This is a genomic window from Paraburkholderia sp. BCC1885, assembly GCF_900996235.1.
Taxonomy (GTDB): domain Bacteria; phylum Pseudomonadota; class Gammaproteobacteria; order Burkholderiales; family Burkholderiaceae; genus Paraburkholderia.
The window spans coordinates 13,471-32,750 of sequence record NZ_CAAJGM010000285.1; the positions used below are offsets into that span (position 1 = coordinate 13,471).

The following is a 19,280-nucleotide window of genomic DNA, read 5'->3' on the forward strand; positions in this document are numbered from 1 at the left end:
CGCGCAGAGAATGCCGTGAGACCGTCGTAACCGGCTGATTTAGCGATATTTGAGGCTGTCCGGCGCACAGGGGGAGGATTTTTTTGTATAGTGCGCCGGTTGCTGACGCCCCCGGTTACTCATGCCCACCCCATTTGCGCGCTATTTATCACTGGTACTGCTGGCTTGTGCGTTGATCTTGCCTTACGCCGTAGTCAATCACACGTATCCGATCCCGACGTTTTACGCGGAATTCACGGCGCTGACGCTGCACGTCCTGACCGCCGCCGCCGTGGTGCTGCTGGTCTGGACTGAGCGCGCGAATGTCCCGTTCGCGTCGCCCACGGTTTCGCTGGTGCCACTGCTGTTCGGACTCGTGCTGATTGCGCAGACGTTCGTGCTGCCGGTCGCGCAGCCGTCGATGAACTGGCTCGGCAGCGGCTATCTGCTGGCCGCGTTCATGGCGACCCACACCGGCTACGCGTTCAGCCGCGCCAAGATGACCGAAACGGTGCTGCGCTGGGCGGCGGTGGCTTTCATCATCGGCGGCCTGTTCGCGGTGTTCTGCCAGGTGATCCAGCTATTTCACCTGGAGACGAAGGTGACGCCGCTGGTGGTGGCCTACAACGTCACGTTCGAGCGGCGACCGTTCGGCAACATGGCGCAGGCCAATCACCTTGCCACCTATATCGCTTTCGCCACGGCGGGGGCCATGTTCCTCGCGCAGACGCGGCGTCTGCCGGTGATCGCATGGGCGCTCTTTTCGGTGATCTTTTCGACCGGGCTGGCTCTGACGGTTTCGCGCGGTCCGTGGCTGCAGATCGGGGTTATCGTGGTGGCCGGTTTCTGGATGGCGTTTGCGGAGATTCGCCGCAATCCGGCCCTGCGTCGCAGCAACCGGGAATGGCTGATTCCCATTGCGCTTGGCGTGCTGTTCTTTGTCGTCAATGCGCTGGTCCGCTGGGCCAACGTGCGCTATCAGTTCGGTCTGGACGTGTCGGCGGCCGATCGCTTCAAAGATGCAAACCAGATCGCTCCGCGCCTTGCGCTGTGGAAATACGGCTGGACGATGTTCAAGACGCACCCGATGCTGGGCGTAGGCTGGGGCGAGTTTCCGCGCTTTGAGTTCGACCTTGTGCGAGGGCTGGGCGGCGTCGAGATCGCCAATAATTCGCACGACATCTTCATCGATCTGCTGGGCAAGACCGGGCTGATCGGCGTGGCGATCGTCGTCCTCGGTCTGCTGGCGTGGCTCGTGCGGGCCGTTCGGGCGCCGCAGACAGCCGCGCGTGTGTTCGGCATCGCGCTGATCGGCGTGCTGGTGATGCACGCTCTGGTCGAGTATCCGCAGCAATACATGTTCTTCCTGCTGCCGGCGATGTTCATATTCGGCTTGCTCGAAACACGCTCGTTGCGCCTGCTGGCTGGCCGCGTGTCGTTCGGTGTCTATGCGGTCATCGTGTTCGGTGGGCTGGCGGCGCTGTATCCGATCTGTCGCGACTACAACCGCGCCGAGGTGCTGTACTACGGCGCCCGTCCGGCCGAGCAGTACGCCGCGGATCCGTCGTACCTGTTCCGTGCATGGGGCGAATACGGCATGGCGACGCTGTTGCCGATGGACGCGACGGATCTCGACCACAAGCTGGCCATGCACAAGCAGGCGCTCGCGCTGTTGCCGGGCGAGACGGTGCTGCGCCGCTACGCCGTGCTGCAGGCGCTAAGCGGCGACACGAATGCCGCCTTCGATACGGTGGCGCGTCTGAAGATTTTCGCTGAAGAGCTGAACGACTGGCCGTCGCAACAGGGCTATCTGTACGATCTCTGCGACGAACAGAAGAGTCTTGCGGGCTTCAAGGCGGAGCTGGTCAAGCTGTACGGCACGCCGCCGAAGGACGTCAATCAGGACGATGACGATAGCGACTGAGGGCGATCGTCGCCTGAAGTGGCTTGCGGCCTTAACGGCGGCCGCCTCGGGCGACGGTTAGATGATGGACCGGAACGAGGAGGGGCGGGGGTATCGGCCGCTATGGCAGGGCGGTTCGGCGCGGCGGCTGCAACAGCCCTTACGCCGCCACCCAGTCTCCCGACTTCCCGCCGTGCTTCTCAAGCACTTTCACATCGGTGATCGTCATGCCGCGATCTACCGCCTTGCACATCCTGGTTTCCGTGCCTAGCCTTCTTCAAATTGTCTTACAAATCAAGGGCTTACGGTGCTCGATGCGTTCGATCCTGTCCAAATCGGTTAATGAACTTGGACAGCGTTCGGACAAGACTTGGACAACAATTCCTGACCATTCGCCGAACGTGAGGTTACGCGATTCGACGCACTCTTGGACATGCGACGAAGCGTGGAGACACACTGCGCCGCCACAGCGCCTGTCTCGACGCCCGCGATGTTGCCACACCGTTGGAACAGATTCAGGCGGCGTTGCTGGCATGCGTAGACGCTGCGGCATAGCTTGCTGGTTTCACACCCGCGAGTGAGAATCATCAGACATCCAACAAGCGAAGAAATACGCGAACGGGGAAGACCATGCTAAAACGTGCGGTGCTGTGCGCTTTTGTTCCAGCCATACTGGCGGGTTGCGCGAATCCATACGCCCAGTATTACAACGACCGGACAGGCGGAATCGACATAACGAAGGCGACCGGCGTTATCGTCAGCGATACCCCACCTGTCATCATACGCGGTAGTGACCCAGAGACCGACTACCAGACCATGTTCGGAGACGGCTTCCGCCTATTGGGCTACTCCTCGTTCAACGGTAAGGAAGGCCGCGAGTATCAAGTTAAACAACAGGCCGAAGCAGTTAAGGCAGTACGAGTTCTGCTGTACGAAAAGTATTCCGGCGCGGAACAAACTGCCGTGCCCTTGACATTACCCAATACAGCATCTGCGACAACCAACTTCTATGGTTCCGGTGGGTACGGTACCGCCACGACAACCATGACAGGTTCCACGACAACAATGGTCCCGATCTCGGTTCGACGGTATGACCAGATGGCTACTTTTTGGATTCGCGCCAAACCGAATCCTGTGCTAGGGATCGACATACGTGACTTGACCCCGCAGCAACGCGCCATTCTTCAAACAAACAAAGGCGTGACGGTAAACGCTGTCCAAAAGGACACGCCCGCCTACGATGCTGATTTGTTAAAGGGCGACATTCTGAAATCTGTCGGATCGATTGAAGTTACGGATGGGCGCGAGTTGCAGCAATTGCTTCAAAAATTCGCAGGACAGAAAGTCAAGGTCGAATTCATTCGCGATGGAAAGTTGGTCAGCAAAGACATCAAACTCAATCCGATTCAATAGTTTAGACCTATCGAACACCGGCCTTCGCGTCAATGGTGGACCCGAAGGCCACGCGCTTGATGGCTGCGCAATCAAGGCTCAATAAGTGCGGCAGCTTGATGGTACAACTTGCGAAACGGAAAATATTATGAGAATTCCTGTCGCCGCATTACTAATTTCGGTGGTATCAGCTTCTGCCGCTGCTCAGGGTGCATACGAAGGGCAGATTGACGGTGAATTTCACGGATGGGATGGTGAAACGATTTACAAGCTAATGGATGGGCATGTAATTCAGCAAGCCGCGTATCATTACCACTATCATTATGCGTATTCACCGAATGTAATAATACTTCAATCTCAGCAGTCAGGCGGCTACAAGATTCAAGTGGAAGGCGATGACGACCAGCCTGTGCCGATCGCCGTCTTAAAATAGTTGATCAAGCGCGTAGCTACGGTCAGTCTGGAAACGATGAAGACTGTGAAGTCGTTGCCCCGTCTCGACGTTCAGCAACCGGGGCCGACTGTTGGACGGTTGATTTCGTCTATCGGCACGTCGGATGCAATGACTGTGTGATCGCTGATCTTGAGGAAAGGCCGGCCACATTCACTTAATGCATCCCTTCAATATCTCTATCGAACAAGGCGGGTCGGTCCGGTGGATCATCGAACGGCAGTTGGGGCAAATGGGGCGAAGGTCTTTGATCGGATCGAGGACGTAGGACTCACCGATGCTGGCTAGTGGAACGAGATGGTGGACGTGGACGAAGTGTTTTCCGCGTTCCCCGTACCTTTCCTCGAAGTCAAAGTCGCAAACGCAGCATCGATAACCATAATGATCGATGCAGGCTTGCCTACCCGCGACGCTGCGCTCGTAGGCGTTAACATTTCGTCTGATGCCCTCGTCCTTCGGACTCGGTGAATCGCCGCCACTTCGTGCCGTCGAGTTCATTAACGGGTAGTGCGATGAACGAGAACTCGGATTTCCCGACCTGTCCAGTCCTATCGGTCGTGACGTGTCTTGATCGGACCTCATGTCATCGGCCGGTTCCGCTTGTACTCCACTACCACATGTCTGTCCTTCATGCGCCACGTCAGATGCAATGATCGCTAGCTCGTTCGTTGTACGAACCAGTTTTCTTGCTTGTAGACGGACGGGTTCACCGCTCAGACCTGAAGTCCAAGTAGGAACGGCTGTGCCCCGACGATCAACCGTCGAGCGAAGAAGGTGCTTGGGGATGCTTTGGCTGAGAACACAGCTATCATGACAGGCGGGTAAGCTCGACTCACTACTAAAAATCCGACGAATCAAGCGGCGTGTGTTATGCCAAGGATGTTAGGCTTTGTCAATCGGTGTCGATTCGCAACTCACTCGTTATCGGGCGTCCCACGTGGTGTCTGCGAGAATGTTCATCGTGTCAGCGTCCAATCAAACACTCAAACAATAGGTATGCAGCACCAAACAATCAATCTGACCGATGTGGATATGCTTCACAAGGTCTTTCGGGGATTCAGAAGTCACGACGGATTCGGATACGTGTTCAGGGGACACGCTCAGGCCAGTTGGGGTTTGCTGCCGAAGGCCGGTCGCCCCGAGTTTTATCTACCGCATGATAGGGACCTCGGACGGTTTAACGCATGGGGTAGGAAAGCTGTCGCGTACACGTCCTTGTCGTCAAGCTATCTCGAACAACTGGCGCTAGCGCAGCATCATGGCCTTGCGACACGGCTTCTCGATTGGTCGATGAATCCGCTAGTCGCGTGCTACTTCGCGTGTTCCGATCATGCTGACAAGGATGGCGCGGTCTGGATGTATGAGATGGACGATGCAATCATGACGGATGAGGTTGCCCGAGAGACATTGAAGGAGCAGCGCGGCGTGTTCGGCTATCTTCCGAAAGCTGCCTTTCCGCGTGTCATCAACCAGAAAGGGTTGTTCACAGTCCACTGCGATGCTTCACATCAAATTGACGTGAAGCAGTCTCGCTTTGGTCGCGAATTCACGAACCTGATGCAGCTTTACATTCCCGCGACATTGAAGGCGGAAATTCTGGACCTATTGGCAGACTACGGCATTGATCGTTCGCACCTGTTCCCTGATCTTGATGGCCTGTCGGCGCACGTCAACGCGGGCACAGCGCGAATGCGGAAGCCCGGTGCAGAGAAGTAGCCGATTCTGTTCAGGCCGCCGTGGTCGCTGCATCGACCAGTTGCTTTTTGTTAGGTATTTGCGAAAATTCGATTAGAAGAAAAAGATTTGACAATCGCCATCAGGGATGCTGTGTATTCCGCCCATCTGGGGATAATTAAGTGGTAAGAGCGAGGGCCATCCAGTATGGACAATCAGTTAGTCAAGTTTTTGCGGCAGAAGGACTTCGTGCTTGAGAAGCGTCTGGGACAAGGCGCGACCGGAAATACAGTGTTGCTTTTTGATAGCGTGATCAATGAATATTTTGCCTGCAAGAAGTATGAGCCTTCCCAGCAAGCGCTAGCTACGAAGCTTTTCGATGCGTTCGTGCGAGAAATCAAACTCTTGCATCAGGTCAATCATCCAAACGTAGTGCGGGTATTCAACTACTATCTATACCCCGAAAAGCACTTAGGTTACATCTTGATGGAATATGTCAAGGGCGCGGATGTTGGTTCTCATCTCTTGTTTTCACCAGAGGATATTAATCAGATATTCGAGCAAACGGTCAACGGTTTCGCATATCTTGAAGAAAACGGGGTGCTGCATCGGGATATCCGAGAGGACAACATTCTGATAACTGAAAAAGGTGTTGTGAAGATCATTGACTTCGGTTTCGGTAAGCGCGCCAATGCGGCATCGGATTTCGAAAAAAGCGTGTCTTTAAGTTGGTGGTGCGATCTTCCCGCCGAGTTTAAGAGTTCGATATACGATTTTCGTACAGAAGTGTATTTTGTGGGAAAGCTGTTTGAAAAAATCATTTCCGACATGAAAATTGAGGTATTCAAACACGGTGATCTGCTTGATAGTATGTGCAAGATTGAACCGGAGAACCGGATATCGTCTTTTGCGGAAGTCCGAAATTCGGTATTGACGGCCGATTTTTCTGGTGCCACTTTTGGCTATTTCGAGCGCGAAATATATCAGAAATTTTCTCAGAAAATGAGTGAGATTATGATTAGTATCGAGACGAGTGCAAAATATTACACAGATGCACCCAGCGTCCTAAACAATCTCGAGGCTGCATATAAGAAAGTAATGCTTGAGAAGGATGTGCCTAATTCGGGTGTCGTGCTTCTTTGCTTCGTCAAGGGTGCAATGAAATATCGCACCAAAACCAGGTTTTCGGTTGAGGATGATCTGCGAAAATTCATTGATATGTTTCGGTCCGTATCAAGGGAAAAGCAAAACATCATAATTGCCAATCTTTCAAATAGACTTGATGCAGTTGAGAGATATTCGGATGAAATGGACTCGGATATTCCGTTCTAGATGGCGGCATCCCGGTTTCTGCGTTCTTCGATGCTCGTCACGCGTCCGGTCAATGCATCGAGTAGGAAGTCGAACGTATGAATTTCTATTTTGGACTCGCGACTGATTCGGCGGCGCATGTGTCTGGTGTCTTCGGATTCGGTTGCTCGACGACCCATCAGGATTAATCCCGGTACCTCTGCATCGATATCGGTAAGGCCAAGCCCATCGTCGCTGCGCATTCGCGCCGCGTAGTTTTGGTTGTGGGAGAGCCATATGCGCCAGTCTCGAATCTGGCGGATGGCGTGATTCAGCGTTGCAGAAGGGTTACCGGCCTTGGTGAACATAGTTGCCAGCGGGCTTTCGAGTTCCACAGCGGTCCAATGAAAGCCCATCGAGTCGCAATCGGCAATCATGAAGTCTGTGACATGCTCGCTGCCAAGTCGCTGCTTCGGAATTATCCATCGTCCGTGGCCGCCGCCTAAATGCTGGATCAGGTGCGAAGGATTCTTTTGCAAGAACTGCTGGATGTCTTCTTCGCGTGTCGCCGAATCCAATGCATGACGAAGTGTTTGTACGTCGGACGGCTGCACATCGTCCCACCGACTGAAAAAATCTCTCAGCGGGTCGCGAGCGCGCCACGTTTCATAGGCTTCCCTTGCTGAAGTCAGTTTCATGTGGTTGCCACGCAGAAGTTGTTTGCCCGATTGTATCCCTGATCAACGGGGATTTAACTGAAGCCGCGGAGCCGCCGAGGCGGTCTTCCACGTGCACCGCTGCCCGAAATCGAGTGTTTCGGTACACCTAGCTTTTGGATGTCCAAAAAATAGCTTGTATACGTTTCGTACACCCGGTACTATTCGTACTCCCATTTCGGACATTCAAGGGTGCCAATGACACGAATTTTTGCTTACTGCCGAGTTTCGACCGCCGACCAAACGACGGAGAACCAGATACAAGAAATCGAAGCAGCCGGATTCTCAGTAGCAAAGCAACGCGTCATAGCTGAAACAGTCAGCGGGTCGGTTCCGGCCTTCGACCGTAAAGGGTTTGCGAAACTGGTAGACCGACTTGAAGACGGTGACGTACTGATCGTGACGAAGCTCGACCGGTTGGGGCGCAACGCCATTGATGTTCGGTCCACGGTCGAACGGTTGGCGTCCATCGGAGTCCGGGTCCACTGTCTCGCGCTAGGCGGAGTAGACCTGACCAGTGCGGCGGGCAAGATGACGATGGGTGCGATTAGCGCCGTGGCCGAATTCGAACGCGACTTGCTGATTGAACGAACTCAGGCTGGTCTTCGTCGCGCAAAGGCCGAAGGAAAGACGTTCGGGCGTCCGTCAGCACTCACGGAAGCGCAGCGTGCGACCGTTATCGATCGGTTGAACGCGGGCATCGCCGTCGCCCAGATCGCTCGCGACATGAAGACCAGCCGCCAGACCATCATGCGGGTGCGTGCGGGTCTCGCCGTCGGTGACGATTTCGTCGAACAAGGCAAGCTTGACCCGGCTGGCGCACCTTGCGCACTGATTGACTGGTCGGATCGTCGCAAGTCGCGAGGCGCATGAACGGCAGTCGTCAGACCGTGCGGGATTGGGATCAGCAGCCGCGCGAACGGCGGCTGTCTCATAACCCGGCTTCGGCTATCAACTCGGCCAGCGTTATGTCGAGTGCGTTCGCCAGTCTTTTGAGCGTCAACGTGGCGGCATTGTTGGTGCCGCGCTCGACACGACCGACATAGCTTCGATCAACGTCAGCGAGCAACGCCAACTGCTCTTGCGATAGTTCTTTGGCTTCGCGGTGGCGGCGAATCGCTTCACCGAGCGCGATTAAGGATGGGGCCTTGCTTTGACGGGTGCTAATTGGCATCCCGTCATCGTGTGGGGCAACATCGCCCAATTCGACGGACCATGGTCCTCTTTTTGACTGAGACGGGAAACATACGGGGATTCAAAATGAAAAAATGCCACTTATGCTACGAAGACATTCAGGACTCGGCGATTCGATGCAAGCACTGCGGGGCCGATATTGCTGCTGCCGAAGCTGCGGCAAAGGACGCCAAGAATGAACAAGCGGTCAGCAAGTTTGCTGGCAGATTCTGGGGTGTGGTCGGTGCACTAATCTTCGCGGCGCTGGCCTACGGCGCGTACACCAAGTTTCTATACATGTCGGCGGCGATCTGTGCCGCATGCGGATTTGTCTTCCTATTCTTCGCCCCGAAGGCATAGCAACTAGGATTTCTTTCTCGCAATGCGGGGCAGCCCGGCATCATCATCGCCAGTAGTGCGGGCGAGTTGGCGAAGCAACGCTCAAGATCGACTTTTCGTATGCCAGAAGTCAGATTCGTAGTGATTTCGTCAGGCGATGGCAATTCTGGAACGGTCGGCGCAGCGTCGAATAAAGACTTACAAAACAATGCCTCAACCCTGTGCCACCCAATCCCCCGACTTCCCGCCATGCTTCTCCAGCACGCGCACATCGGTGATCGTCATGCCGCGATCCACCGCCTTGCACATGTCGTACACGGTCAGCAGGCCGACCTGTACGGCAGTTAGCGCTTCCATCTCCACACCGGTACGCCCCAAGGTCTCCACCTGCGTCGTGCAGTGCACGCCGGGCAGCGTCTCGTCGAGTTCGAAGTCCACCTTGACGCGCGTCAGCGCGAGCGGATGGCAAAGCGGGATCAGATCCGCGGTGCGCTTGGCGCCCTGAATCGCAGCGATACGCGCGATCCCGATCACGTCGCCTTTCTTCGCGTTGCCGTCGCGGATCAGCGCGAAGGTCTCCGGCAGCATGCGGATCGACCCGCGAGCGACGGCAATACGTTTGGTTTCCTGCTTGGCGCCGACGTCCACCATATGCGCCTGGCCGGCGGCGTCGAAGTGTGTAAGTTCGGGCATGGGGAGGCTCCTTTTGAGGGCGCTTATCTTAACAGCGCGGGGCGAGCGGCGTGCCCGCGTTCGCCCATAACGCCGTGCGCGTGGCCCGCAAGGTGGCGGCGCGGGCGGACGCCGCCGCAATCAGGACGACGCGCCCCGCCGTGCCGCCTGCGCCCGCGCCGGACTCGCGACGAATCCAAAGCGCGCCGCGACCTCGGCGCGCGCCACCGATTGCAAGGGTAGTGTCAGGCCCTCACGCCAATGCAGTTGGCCGCTGCAACCGTCTTCGGCCACATCGGCGTGCCGTGAGAACAGATCCAGATCGTGATCGTGCAGCACGGCGACACGCGGCGGCGCAGACGTATCCGCGAAGAGCACGCCGCCTTCGTCGTCCAGATAAACGGCCACAGGCTCGAACGCGTTGCCCGCCTGATCGGTTAGCGTCAACGCCGGCGCGGCAGCCGTATCGCCACCGCCCGCGTCAGCAAAGTCACGCTCGGCCAGCCGCACCACCCAAGGCGTGTAACCCAGTTCCACATACACCCGCTGCGGCCCGTTCTGAAAAAACCATTGCCCTTCGGCATCCGCTTCGTAGTTGCGGTTGATAAAAGCCAGCAGTGCCGTATGACGAATCGGTTCGCCCGCCGCGCCGCTCGCCTGGGCCGCTTCGTCGCGCATGCGCCAGTTGCCGCGCCGGTCGAGCAGCAGCCAGCCAGTGCAATGCGGCACGTTGGGCCATTTGGCGAGGGCCTGCCGGACGATGTCATCCATGCTCGACGAACGGCCCCAGATAGGCGAACACGCGCTGCGACAGCCAGTCGATCTTGCCGGGAAACGGCCCCGTCATAAAGCCGACGTGGCCACCGTGCTGCGGCTGGTCGAGTTCGACCGCGCTCGAAACTTCGTGGTGCGCCGGCAGCACCGCGCCCGGCAGAAACGGATCGTTGCGCGCGTTGAGCACGAGCGTCGGTACCGTGATCTCCGGCAGCAGCGGCCGGGTGGTGGCGCGGGTCCAGTAATCGTCGGCGTCGCGAAAGCCGTGCAGCGGCGCGGTGACGACGTTGTCGAACTCGTACATGGTGCGGCTCGCGAGCATGGCGTTGGCGTCGAACAGGCCCGGATACTGCGCGAGCTTCTGCCGCGCTTTCACCTTCAGCGTCTTGAGGAAGTTGCGCGTGTAGACCTTGTTGAAGCCCTGCGACAGCGCGCGGCCGCCGGCATGCACGTCGAGCGGGGCGGAGATCGCGGCGGCGGCAGTGACAAACGAGGCGTCTTCGCGTCGTTCGCCGAGCCAGCGCAGCAGGACATTGCCGCCCAGCGACACACCCGCCGCGACGATCGGCCCGCGATGCATCTGGCGCAGACGCCGCAGCACCCAATCGACTTCGTCGCTATCGGCAAGGTGATAGAAGCGCGGCTGCAGATTCAGCGGCCCGCTGCAACTGCGGAAGTGCGGCACGACGCCATGCCAGCCGCGCTGGCGTGCGGCAGCCATCAGCGTGCGGGCGTAATGCGAGTTCGAGCTGCCTTCGAGGCCGTGAAACAGGACGAAAAGCGGCGTGTCGGGCGCCGAGGCCTGGTCCGCCGCATGTGCCTGGGAAGGCTCGTCCACCAGCCAGTCCAGTTCGATGAAATCGCCATCCGGCGTATCCCAGCGTTCGCGCCGGTAGGTCACGGCGGGAAGCCGGGCGAACAGCGCGGGAATGATGGTCTGGACGTGGCTGTTCGGCAGCCAGAGCGGCGCGCGATACAACAGGCCGACGCTCGCCTCAACCGCCGCCGCGACGGCAGTTACGGGGGAAACGTCGTTGTTGTTCATCGTACTCATACCCGCGACCAGAAAAAGCAGAAACGTCCAGCGTCAGTGCAAGGACCCCTGACCATGACGCATTTTGGCGGCAAACTGGCTCGCCGCTTCGTTCGGCATCGCACTCGCGTGGATATGTGCGATCTTCCATTCGCCGCGTTCATGGACCATCACGTAAGTCGTGAATACCATGACGGGCGGCGCTTTCGGGTCGGCCGGGCGATGCGCTTCGGCAATCGCGTACACCACCGTGCCGAGGCTGTCGTACACGCGGATGTCGACCGGTTCGATCGAAACCGGGGCGGCGGCGAGCTGCACCGAGAGGCCCGCGCGGATGGTGTCGAGACCGTGCAGGTGCGCGCCGTCGGCGCTGATGTAGCTGGCGAACTCCTCGTCGATCCACAGGCCCATCAAACTGTCGATATTGACCTCCGCCACCGCCTGGTAATAGGCGTTGAGGGTATCCGCAGCGGCTTCGAAGATGTGGGCAAAACGTGGCATGGCTCGTCAGTCTCTTGTGCGCGGCGCGCGCGGTTGCGGGGCAGCAGTAAAAACAGGACAACCAGGAACAACCCGGCGGGGCAACCGCGAGGATGCCCGCGCTCCAGGGCGCGGGGATGACGCCGCGTGGCGAGCTTGCAACGCGGCGTGCGGTTGTCCGACGGTTCAGCGTTGGGCGAGGAGCATGCCGCGCAGGTCGCCGAAAACTTGCTCGGCGCTTAATTGCCGCAGACAGTTCAGGTGACCGAGCGGACATTCGCGCTCAAAACAGGGACTGCATTCGAGATGCAGCCATTGTACCTTCGCAAGCTCGGACAATGGCGGGGTGTGGCGCGGATCAGTCGAGCCGTACACGGCGACGAGCGGGCGCCGCAGCGCGGCCGCGACGTGCATCAGGCCGGAATCGTTGGTGACCACGGCATTGGCGCGCGAGATCAGCGCGCAGGCTTCGCCCAGCGCGGTCTGGCCGCACAGGTTGCGCACGTTCGGCGCGCGTTCGGCGATGGCCTGGGCGAGCGGGGCGTCTTTCGGTGAACCGAGCGCGACGATCTGCGTGTAGGGAAACGACTGGCCGACGATCTGCGCCAGCGCCGCGAAGTGCTCGGGCGGCCAGCGCTTGGCCGGGCCGTATTCGGCGCCGGGGCAGAACACCAGCAGCGGCACCCGCGTGTCCAGATTGAAGCGGGCCGAGACGCGCGAGGCCTCGTTCAGGTCGGCGTCGAGGCGCGGCATCGGCAGGTCGTCGGGCACCTTGGCGCCGGGCTTGTAGGCAAGCGCGGCGTAGTGGCCGACCATCGGCGGACGCTCGTCCTTGCGCGGATTGGCGTGGCGCACGTTCAGCAGGCCATAACGGCTCTCGCCGGTATAGCCGATGCGCAGCGGAATGCCCGCCATCCACGGAATCAACGCCGATTTCAGCGAATTCGGCAGCACATAGGCCGCGTCGTATCCGACGTCGCGCAAGTCGCTCGACAACTGCCAGCGGCGCAGCATCTGCAGCTTGCCGTGCGCGAGATCGGTGGCGTAGACGTCTCGTATCTCCGGCATGCGTTCGAGCAAGGGCGCGACCCACGAGGGCGCAACCGCATCGATCGCGATGCGTGGATGCAGTTTCACGAGGCGCGAGAACAACGGCTGCGCCATCAATGCGTCACCGATCCAGTTCGGTGCGATAACCAACGCGCGACGCATCAGGGAGGGTTTCCGAGGTCGAAACGAAGCGCAGCGCGCACCTGCGCGCGGCGTTCAGATTGTAAAAAGGACGCGGCCGCACAGCCGCGCTTGACGCCCGAACGAATGGCGCCGCGCGCAGCCTGCGGCCTGATGGCGATGGGCGTACCCAGCCGGTGCGCGGCGATCAGTGGCCTTTGACCACTTCGCCGTCGCGCAGCTTATAGCGCGTGCTGCAATAGGGGCACTTCGCTTCGCCGTGCGTGACATCCAGAAACACGCGCGGATGCGCGCTCCAGCGCGGCATGGCGGGATTCGGGCAGTAGGCGGGCAGGTCTTTTGCCGTCAGTTCGACCAGCGGCATTTCCTTGATTTCGCTCATGTGGCTTTTCTCTGTGGAGACAGGGGGCAGGCGCGCCGCCAGCGGCGGCCTGCTTTGATTTCAGACTCAGATCTTGGTGAGCCAGTGCGCGTACTTCGGGCTCTTGCCGTTGACGATGTCGAAGAAGCCGCTTTGCAGCTTTTCCGTGATCGGACCGCGCGCGCCCGAACCGATGGTGCGGTTGTCGAGTTCGCGGATCGGCGTGACTTCGGCGGCGGTGCCGGTGAAGAACGCTTCGTCGCAGGTGTAGACCTCGTCGCGCGTGATGCGCTTTTCGATCACTTCGATGCCGGCGTCTTTGGCCAGCGTGATGACGGTATCGCGCGTGATGCCGTCGAGGCACGACGCCAGGTCCGGCGTGTACAGCTTGCCGTTGTTCACGAGGAAGAAGTTTTCGCCCGAACCTTCCGACACGTAGCCGTCCACGTCGAGCAGCAGCGCTTCGTCGTAGCCGTCGGCGGTGGCTTCCTGGTTGGCGAGGATCGAGTTCACGTACCAGCCCGAGGCCTTGGCGCGGACCATGGAAACGTTCACATGGTGGCGCGTGAACGACGAGGTCTTCACGCGGATGCCCTTCGCCAGGCCGTCTTCGCCCAGATACGCGCCCCACGGCCAGGCGGCGATGGCCACGTGGATGGTGTTGCCCTTGGCCGACACGCCGAGCTTTTCCGAACCGACCCAGATGATCGGGCGCAGATAGCAGGATTCGAGCTTGTTTTCGCGCACCACTTCGCGCTGCGCGGCGGCGAGCGTTTCGTGGTCGAACGGCACATCCATCTGGAAAATCTTGGCCGAATTCAGCAGGCGCCTGGTGTGTTCCTGCAGACGGAAAATGGCGGTGCCGCCGTCGGCCGTCTTGTAGGCGCGCACGCCTTCGAAGACGCCCATGCCGTAGTGCAGCGTATGGGTGAGGACGTGGATCTTGGCATCGCGCCAGTCGATGAGCTTGCCATCCATCCAGATCTTGCCGTCGCGGTCGGCCATTGACATACGATTCTCCAGCAGTGCGTTTGTGAAGTGTGTTGCGCAAGGCCGCCCGGACGCTCGGCTAGGCTCAGCAGGACACGCGGCGCGCAAGCCCGCAATCTGGGGCGCGCCGGGCAAGCGGCCAAAGAGAGGTCCGGCAGGCGGCGAAGTCCGTTATTTTAACGTCTTTTGCACACGGAACGGGCATTTGGCCGCATGGGGAATCATCTATGCTGCAATGCGGCATGCGAGCCTATCTCCCAAATACGGGGCATTCGCTGCGGCACGGGGCAGAACGGGGTGGGGATCGGTTAAAATACTCGACTCCCGGATCACTGCGCGACGCTGCGGCGGATGCCGTCGGCGCCTGTTTGCGGGGGCCATCCGCGGGCGCCGCAGCAAGGGCACCAGGCGGGGCTCCTGAGCGGAAGCTGCTCGCGCGCTGTCCATCACCGCCTTCCAATCAACTCGCAACCCAACGCTCATGAACCAGGTATTGCGTCTCTCCGATCTGATCGCCGAAGGCAAGCTGTCCGGCAAGCGCGTGTTCATCCGCGCCGACCTGAACGTTCCGCAGGACGATCAAGGCAACATCACCGAAGACACCCGCATCCGCGCCTCCGCACCGGCCATCAAGGCCGCGCTCGACGCCGGCGCCGCCGTCATGGTGACTTCGCATCTGGGCCGCCCCACCGAGGGCGAATTCAAGCCGGAAGACTCGCTCGCGCCGGTCGCGAAGCGTCTTGCCGAACTGCTCGGCCGCGACGTGCCGGTGGTGGCGAACTGGGTGGAAAACGGCGTGAACGTGGCGCCAGGCCAACTCGTGCTGCTGGAAAATTGCCGCGTCAACAAGGGCGAAAAGAAGGATTCCGACGAACTCGCGCAGAAGATGGCGAAGCTCTGCGACATCTACGTCAACGACGCCTTCGGCACCGCGCACCGCGCCGAAGCGACGACTCACGGCATCGCGAAGTACGCCCCGGTCGCCTGCGCCGGCCCGCTGCTCGCGGCGGAGCTCGAGGCGCTCGGCAAGGCGCTCGGCGCGCCGAAGCGTCCGCTGGTGGCGATCGTCGCCGGCTCGAAGGTGTCCACCAAGCTGACCATTCTGAAGTCGCTCGCCGAGAAGGTCGATCAGTTGATCGTGGGCGGCGGCATCGCCAACACGTTCATGCTGGCCGCCGGCCTGAAGATCGGCAAGTCACTCGCCGAGGCCGATCTGGTGAACGAGGCCAAAGCCATTATCGATGCCGCCAAGGCGCGCGGCGCCTCGGTGCCGATTCCTACCGACGTCGTCACGGCCAAGGAGTTCTCGCCCACCGCCAAGGCCGAAGTCAAGGCCGTGGCCGACGTGCAGGACGACGACCTGATTCTCGACATCGGACCGGAAACGGCCAAGGCACTGGCCGCGCAGCTGGAAAAAGCCGGCACGATCGTCTGGAACGGCCCGGTCGGCGTGTTCGAATTCGACCAGTTTGGCAACGGCACGAAGACCCTGGCAGACGCCATCGCCAAGTCGCCGGCGTTTTCGATTGCGGGCGGCGGCGACACGCTCGCGGCCATCGCCAAGTACGGCATCCACGACAAGGTCAGCTATATCTCGACGGGCGGCGGCGCCTTCCTCGAATTCCTCGAGGGCAAGAAGCTGCCGGCAGTGGAAGTGCTGGAATCGCGGGCTTAATGTGACGACGCGCTCCCCTTCGGTCAAAGCTGCAAAGACGCGCGTGAAGTCGTCGCCGAAAGATTCCGCGGCTAATGTGGCGAAGTCGGCGGCGAACCCCGCCGCCCAGCCGGCGGCGGAGTCGGCCCCGGCCGGGGAGCGAGCCGGCGCCAGCGGGGCCTCCCAGCCCGAGGGTTCTGCCGTATCGTCCGCAGCCTCATCGGCCTCTGCGTCACCCGCCACTGTTTCCCCCGCCGTTTTGACAACGATCGTTTCACCCGCCGGTCATGCCGGCGGCGCATCATCCGCAGTACCGCTGGCGTTCCGCGCGCTGGTTTCGAACACCGCTTCATTGAATAAAGCGACGCCGGTTGCAACCGGCGCGCCGCCCCACGCAGCACCCTTCGGTGCGCAGCCTCCGCACCCGACTCGCAGCGCTATTTCCAGCGATCCCATCCAGACGAGGAGACTCATGCATCGCGCCACCAAGATTGTCGCCACCATCGGCCCGGCTTCCAGCACACCCGAAATCCTTTCGCAAATGATTAAGGCCGGGCTCGATGTGGTACGCCTCAATTTCTCCCACGGCACAGCCGACGACCACCGCCAGCGCGCCGAATACGTGCGCGAAGCGGCGCGCCAGGCTGGCCGTGAAGTTGCCATCATGGCCGACCTGCAAGGCCCGAAGATCCGGGTCGGGCGGTTCGAAAACGGCAAGACCACGCTCGTTCCCGGCAACGCTTTCGTCCTCGATTCCGAGTGCGAACTCGGTAACGACGACCGCGTCGGCCTCGACTACAAAGACCTGCCGCGCGACCTGAAACCGGGCGACGTGCTGTTGCTCAACGACGGCCTGATCGTGCTCGACGTCGTGCGCGTGCTCGGCAGCGAGATTCACACCACGGTGAAGATCGGCGGTGAGCTGTCGAACAACAAGGGTATCAATCGCCAGGGCGGCGGCCTGACGGCGCCGGCTTTGACGGCCAAAGACATGGAAGACATCCGCACGGCCATGTCGCTCGGCGTGGATTACGTGGCGGTTTCGTTCCCGAAGAACGCCACTGACATGGAAATGGCCCGCCAGCTCGCCAACATCGCGGGCGCGCCCTACGGCATCAAGCCGAAGATGATCGCCAAGATCGAGCGCGCGGAAGCGATTCCGGCGCTGCAAGGCATCCTCGACGCCTCGGACGGCATCATGGTCGCGCGGGGCGACCTGGCCGTGGAAGTGGGCAACGCCGCGGTTCCGGCGCTGCAAAAGCGCATGATCCGCATGGCGCGCGAATCGAACAAGTTCGTGATCACCGCCACGCAGATGATGGAGTCGATGATCTACGCACCGGTGCCGACTCGCGCCGAAGTGTCGGACGTCGCCAATGCGGTGCTGGACGGCACCGACGCGGTGATGCTGTCCGCCGAATCCGCCGCCGGCAAATACCCGGTGCAGACCATCGAAACGATGGCCGCGATCTGCGTCGAAGCGGAAAAGTCGGAGCAGTCGGAGCTGGACAAGGATTTCCTCGACCGCACCTTCACCCGCATCGACCAGTCCATCGCCATGGGCGCGCTGTTCACGGCGTTTCACCTCGGCGCCAAGGCGATCGTCGCGCTGACGGAGTCCGGCTCCACCGCGCTGTGGATGTCGCGGCACTGGACTCATGTGCCGATTTTCGCGCTCACGCCGCGCGTCGGCAGCGAGCGGGCCATGGCGATCTACCGCAACGTCACGTCGCTGCATCTGGACACCAGCAGCGACCGCGACACCGCGCTGCAACAGGCGCTGGAAACGGTGGTCAGCAAGGGCTACGCATCGCGCGGCGACATGGTCGTGCTGACCGTGGGCGAGCCGATGGGTCAGGCCGGCGGAACGAACACGCTGAAGATCGTGCGGGTGGGCGAGCCGTATTGATCCGCATGAAAGCTGCTTGACCGGCACGGCGAAGCAGCCGCATCACCCCGCGAGAGGCGGAGCGCAGGACTTTTTGGGCAAGCCTCGCGGCAAGCCCCGAGCCTGTTGCTCACGGGTGGGCGGATGCTTCGCGCTAAAATTGTAAAAAAAGATGCCGACGGCACAGGATTCGTTTCAACTTAGGAGTAGTGGATGCCTCTCGTATCAATGCGTCAACTGCTGGACCATGCCGCCGAAAACGGCTATGGGCTCCCGGCATTCAACGTAAACAATCTGGAGCAGGTGCAGGCCATCATGGCGGCGGCGGATCAGGTCGGCGCGCCGGTCATCATGCAGGCGTCGGCGGGCGCGCGGAAGTATGCGGGCGAGCCGTTTTTGCGTCATCTGATCGAAGCGGCCGTGGAGTCGTATCCGCACATTCCGGTCGTGATGCACCAGGATCACGGCCAGTCGCCGGCAGTTTGCATGGCGGCGATCCGCAGCGGTTTTACCAGCGTGATGATGGACGGCTCGCTGGAAGCGGACGGCAAGACGGTGGCGTCATACGAGTACAACGTCGAGGTGTCGCGCAAGGTGGTGGAAGCGGCGCACTCGATCGGCGTGACGGTGGAAGCGGAACTCGGCGTGCTGGGTTCGCTGGAAACCATGCAGGGCGACAAGGAAGACGGCCACGGCGCGGAAGGCAAGATGACGCGCGAGCAACTGCTGACCGATCCGGAGCAGGCCGCCGATTTCGTCAAGCAGACGCAATGCGACGCCCTGGCGATCGCTATCGGCACTTCGCACGGCGCGTACAAGTTCAGCAAGAAGCCGACCGGCGATATCCTGTCGATTCAGCGCATCAAGGAAATTCACCAGCGCATTCCGAATACCCATCTGGTGATGCACGGTTCGTCTTCGGTGCCGCAGGAACTGCTCGCGGAAATTCGCGAATTCGGCGGCGACATGAAGGAAACTTACGGCGTGCCGGTCGAAGAAATTCAGGAAGGCATCAGGCACGGCGTGCGCAAGGTTAATATCGATACTGACCTGCGGCTGGCGATCACCGGTGCGATTCGCCGCTATATGGCGGAAAATCCCGGCAAGTTCGACCCGCGCGACTACCTGAAGCCGGCGCGCGAAGCAGCGAAGAAGATCTGCGTGGACCGTTTCGTCGCGTTTGGCGCCGAAGGCCAGGCCGCCAGGATCAAGCCGGTTTCGCTTGATAAAATTGCGGAGAAGTACAGGTCGGGCGGCCTCGCGCAGGTCGTCCGCTAAACCAGGAAGTATTTCAGGTACTACAGCGCGGACCTGGCCATC

19 protein-coding genes and 1 pseudogene are annotated in these 19,280 nt (G+C 60.2%); 10 read left to right on the forward strand and 10 right to left on the reverse strand.

Annotated elements, in window-relative coordinates; genetic code table 11:
• Positions 1–121: 121 nt before the first annotated feature.
• Entirely contained in the window at positions 122–1,903 is a 1,782-nt protein-coding gene (locus FQ755_RS36065; RefSeq protein WP_144162829.1) for a PglL family O-oligosaccharyltransferase, read from the forward strand.
• Between the two features lie 139 nt (positions 1,904–2,042).
• On the opposite strand, the pseudogene moaC (FQ755_RS36070) reads toward FQ755_RS36065, so the two are convergent.
• Positions 2,043–2,135, reverse strand: a pseudogene (gene moaC / locus FQ755_RS36070) (cyclic pyranopterin monophosphate synthase MoaC); the annotation flags it as partial.
• A gap of 377 nt (positions 2,136–2,512) precedes the next feature.
• Here moaC (FQ755_RS36070) and FQ755_RS36075 point away from each other — a divergent pair.
• The 4 genes from FQ755_RS36075 to FQ755_RS36090 all read left to right on the forward strand — a co-directional run bounded on the left by FQ755_RS36075 (position 2,513) and on the right by FQ755_RS36090 (position 6,731).
• Positions 2,513–3,295, forward strand: coding sequence for a PDZ domain-containing protein (locus tag FQ755_RS36075; RefSeq protein WP_144162831.1), 783 nt, complete (start codon positions 2,513–2,515; stop codon positions 3,293–3,295).
• Positions 3,296–3,422: 127 nt separating this feature from the next.
• Positions 3,423–3,707, forward strand: coding sequence for a hypothetical protein (locus FQ755_RS36080; RefSeq protein WP_144162833.1), 285 nt, complete (start codon positions 3,423–3,425; stop codon positions 3,705–3,707).
• Between the two features lie 1,050 nt (positions 3,708–4,757).
• On the forward strand, positions 4,758–5,441 hold the full coding sequence (locus FQ755_RS36085) for an FRG domain-containing protein (RefSeq protein WP_260859042.1): 684 nt from the start codon (positions 4,758–4,760) through the stop codon (positions 5,439–5,441).
• Between the two features lie 165 nt (positions 5,442–5,606).
• Positions 5,607–6,731, forward strand: a complete 1,125-nt coding sequence (locus FQ755_RS36090; protein WP_144162837.1) for a protein kinase family protein — start codon at positions 5,607–5,609, stop codon at positions 6,729–6,731.
• Here FQ755_RS36090 and FQ755_RS36095 read toward each other — a convergent pair.
• On the reverse strand, positions 6,728–7,387 hold the full coding sequence (locus tag FQ755_RS36095; RefSeq protein ID WP_144162839.1) for a Shedu anti-phage system protein SduA domain-containing protein: 660 nt from the start codon (positions 7,385–7,387) through the stop codon (positions 6,728–6,730). The genes FQ755_RS36090 and FQ755_RS36095 overlap by 4 nt on opposite strands.
• Positions 7,388–7,603: 216 nt before the next feature.
• On the opposite strand from FQ755_RS36095, the gene FQ755_RS36100 reads away from it, so the two are divergent.
• On the forward strand, positions 7,604–8,278 hold the full coding sequence (locus FQ755_RS36100; protein ID WP_144162840.1) for a recombinase family protein: 675 nt from the start codon (positions 7,604–7,606) through the stop codon (positions 8,276–8,278).
• A gap of 58 nt (positions 8,279–8,336) precedes the next feature.
• On the opposite strand, the gene FQ755_RS36105 is transcribed toward FQ755_RS36100, so the two are convergent.
• A complete protein-coding gene (locus tag FQ755_RS36105) occupies positions 8,337–8,579 on the reverse strand; it encodes a helix-turn-helix domain-containing protein (RefSeq protein WP_144162842.1) in 243 nt (80 codons plus the stop codon).
• Positions 8,580–8,665: 86 nt separating this feature from the next.
• On the opposite strand from FQ755_RS36105, the gene FQ755_RS36110 reads away from it, so the two are divergent.
• Entirely contained in the window at positions 8,666–8,938 is a 273-nt protein-coding gene (locus FQ755_RS36110) for a hypothetical protein (protein ID WP_144162844.1), read from the forward strand.
• Positions 8,939–9,130: 192 nt separating this feature from the next.
• On the opposite strand, the gene moaC (FQ755_RS36115) is transcribed toward FQ755_RS36110, so the two are convergent.
• From moaC (FQ755_RS36115) to FQ755_RS36145, 7 genes are all read right to left on the reverse strand, one after another.
• Positions 9,131–9,610 carry a cyclic pyranopterin monophosphate synthase MoaC gene (moaC, locus tag FQ755_RS36115; RefSeq protein WP_144162846.1) on the reverse strand — a complete coding sequence of 160 codons (480 nt, stop codon included), beginning with the start codon at positions 9,608–9,610 and terminating at the stop codon, positions 9,131–9,133.
• A 120-nt stretch (positions 9,611–9,730) separates the two neighbouring features.
• Positions 9,731–10,360 (reverse strand): DUF2946 family protein, encoded by a 630-nt coding sequence (locus FQ755_RS36120; RefSeq protein WP_144162848.1) that lies wholly within the window; start codon positions 10,358–10,360, stop codon positions 9,731–9,733.
• Positions 10,353–11,417 (reverse strand): hydrolase, encoded by a 1,065-nt coding sequence (locus FQ755_RS36125; RefSeq protein WP_260859035.1) that lies wholly within the window; start codon positions 11,415–11,417, stop codon positions 10,353–10,355. Before FQ755_RS36125 ends, FQ755_RS36120 begins: the two co-directional genes overlap by 8 nt.
• A 33-nt stretch (positions 11,418–11,450) precedes the next feature.
• Positions 11,451–11,897, reverse strand: a complete 447-nt coding sequence (locus FQ755_RS36130) for a nuclear transport factor 2 family protein (RefSeq protein ID WP_144162850.1) — start codon at positions 11,895–11,897, stop codon at positions 11,451–11,453.
• 165 nt (positions 11,898–12,062) lie between these two features.
• Entirely contained in the window at positions 12,063–13,088 is a 1,026-nt protein-coding gene (waaF, locus tag FQ755_RS36135; RefSeq protein ID WP_144162852.1) for a lipopolysaccharide heptosyltransferase II, read from the reverse strand.
• A gap of 166 nt (positions 13,089–13,254) precedes the next feature.
• Entirely contained in the window at positions 13,255–13,449 is a 195-nt protein-coding gene (locus tag FQ755_RS36140; protein WP_144162854.1) for a zinc-finger domain-containing protein, read from the reverse strand.
• Between the two features lie 66 nt (positions 13,450–13,515).
• On the reverse strand, positions 13,516–14,439 hold the full coding sequence (locus tag FQ755_RS36145) for a branched-chain amino acid transaminase (RefSeq protein ID WP_144162856.1): 924 nt from the start codon (positions 14,437–14,439) through the stop codon (positions 13,516–13,518).
• A 460-nt stretch (positions 14,440–14,899) separates the two neighbouring features.
• Here FQ755_RS36145 and FQ755_RS36150 point away from each other — a divergent pair, with 460 nt between their 5' ends.
• The 3 genes from FQ755_RS36150 (at position 14,900) to fba (ending at position 19,238) form a co-directional block, all read left to right on the forward strand.
• Positions 14,900–16,093, forward strand: coding sequence for a phosphoglycerate kinase (locus tag FQ755_RS36150; RefSeq protein ID WP_144162858.1), 1,194 nt, complete (start codon positions 14,900–14,902; stop codon positions 16,091–16,093).
• 451 nt (positions 16,094–16,544) lie between these two features.
• The gene (gene pyk / locus FQ755_RS36155; RefSeq protein ID WP_074263454.1) at positions 16,545–17,981 is read left to right on the forward strand and encodes a pyruvate kinase; all 1,437 of its coding nucleotides are present in this window, start codon (positions 16,545–16,547) and stop codon (positions 17,979–17,981) included.
• Positions 17,982–18,173: 192 nt separating this feature from the next.
• Positions 18,174–19,238: a class II fructose-bisphosphate aldolase gene (gene fba, locus FQ755_RS36160; protein WP_144162860.1), complete on the forward strand. Its 1,065-nt coding sequence runs from the start codon at positions 18,174–18,176 to the stop codon at positions 19,236–19,238.
• Positions 19,239–19,280 lie beyond the last annotated feature (42 nt).

What these genes read in the sequence shown, in the direction of transcription:
- moaC (WP_144162846.1), bottom strand. Translation starts at nt 9,610, where the DNA reads ATGCCCGAACTTACACACTTCGACGCCGCCGGCCAGGCGCATATGGTG.
- FQ755_RS36105 (WP_144162842.1), bottom strand. Translation starts at nt 8,579, where the DNA reads ATGCCAATTAGCACCCGTCAAAGCAAGGCCCCATCCTTAATCGCGCTC.
- FQ755_RS36090 (WP_144162837.1), top strand. Translation starts at nt 5,607, where the DNA reads ATGGACAATCAGTTAGTCAAGTTTTTGCGGCAGAAGGACTTCGTGCTT.
- FQ755_RS36110 (WP_144162844.1), top strand. Translation starts at nt 8,666, where the DNA reads ATGAAAAAATGCCACTTATGCTACGAAGACATTCAGGACTCGGCGATT.
- FQ755_RS36120 (WP_144162848.1), bottom strand. Translation starts at nt 10,360, where the DNA reads ATGGATGACATCGTCCGGCAGGCCCTCGCCAAATGGCCCAACGTGCCG.
- waaF (WP_144162852.1), bottom strand. Translation starts at nt 13,088, where the DNA reads ATGCGTCGCGCGTTGGTTATCGCACCGAACTGGATCGGTGACGCATTG.
- FQ755_RS36100 (WP_144162840.1), top strand. Translation starts at nt 7,604, where the DNA reads ATGACACGAATTTTTGCTTACTGCCGAGTTTCGACCGCCGACCAAACG.
- FQ755_RS36130 (WP_144162850.1), bottom strand. Translation starts at nt 11,897, where the DNA reads ATGCCACGTTTTGCCCACATCTTCGAAGCCGCTGCGGATACCCTCAAC.
- FQ755_RS36085 (WP_260859042.1), top strand. Translation starts at nt 4,758, where the DNA reads ATGCTTCACAAGGTCTTTCGGGGATTCAGAAGTCACGACGGATTCGGA.
- fba (WP_144162860.1), top strand. Translation starts at nt 18,174, where the DNA reads ATGCCTCTCGTATCAATGCGTCAACTGCTGGACCATGCCGCCGAAAAC.
- FQ755_RS36065 (WP_144162829.1), top strand. Translation starts at nt 122, where the DNA reads ATGCCCACCCCATTTGCGCGCTATTTATCACTGGTACTGCTGGCTTGT.
- FQ755_RS36080 (WP_144162833.1), top strand. Translation starts at nt 3,423, where the DNA reads ATGAGAATTCCTGTCGCCGCATTACTAATTTCGGTGGTATCAGCTTCT.
- FQ755_RS36125 (WP_260859035.1), bottom strand. Translation starts at nt 11,417, where the DNA reads ATGAGTACGATGAACAACAACGACGTTTCCCCCGTAACTGCCGTCGCG.
- FQ755_RS36150 (WP_144162858.1), top strand. Translation starts at nt 14,900, where the DNA reads ATGAACCAGGTATTGCGTCTCTCCGATCTGATCGCCGAAGGCAAGCTG.
- FQ755_RS36095 (WP_144162839.1), bottom strand. Translation starts at nt 7,387, where the DNA reads ATGAAACTGACTTCAGCAAGGGAAGCCTATGAAACGTGGCGCGCTCGC.
- FQ755_RS36145 (WP_144162856.1), bottom strand. Translation starts at nt 14,439, where the DNA reads ATGTCAATGGCCGACCGCGACGGCAAGATCTGGATGGATGGCAAGCTC.
- pyk (WP_074263454.1), top strand. Translation starts at nt 16,545, where the DNA reads ATGCATCGCGCCACCAAGATTGTCGCCACCATCGGCCCGGCTTCCAGC.
- FQ755_RS36075 (WP_144162831.1), top strand. Translation starts at nt 2,513, where the DNA reads ATGCTAAAACGTGCGGTGCTGTGCGCTTTTGTTCCAGCCATACTGGCG.
- FQ755_RS36140 (WP_144162854.1), bottom strand. Translation starts at nt 13,449, where the DNA reads ATGAGCGAAATCAAGGAAATGCCGCTGGTCGAACTGACGGCAAAAGAC.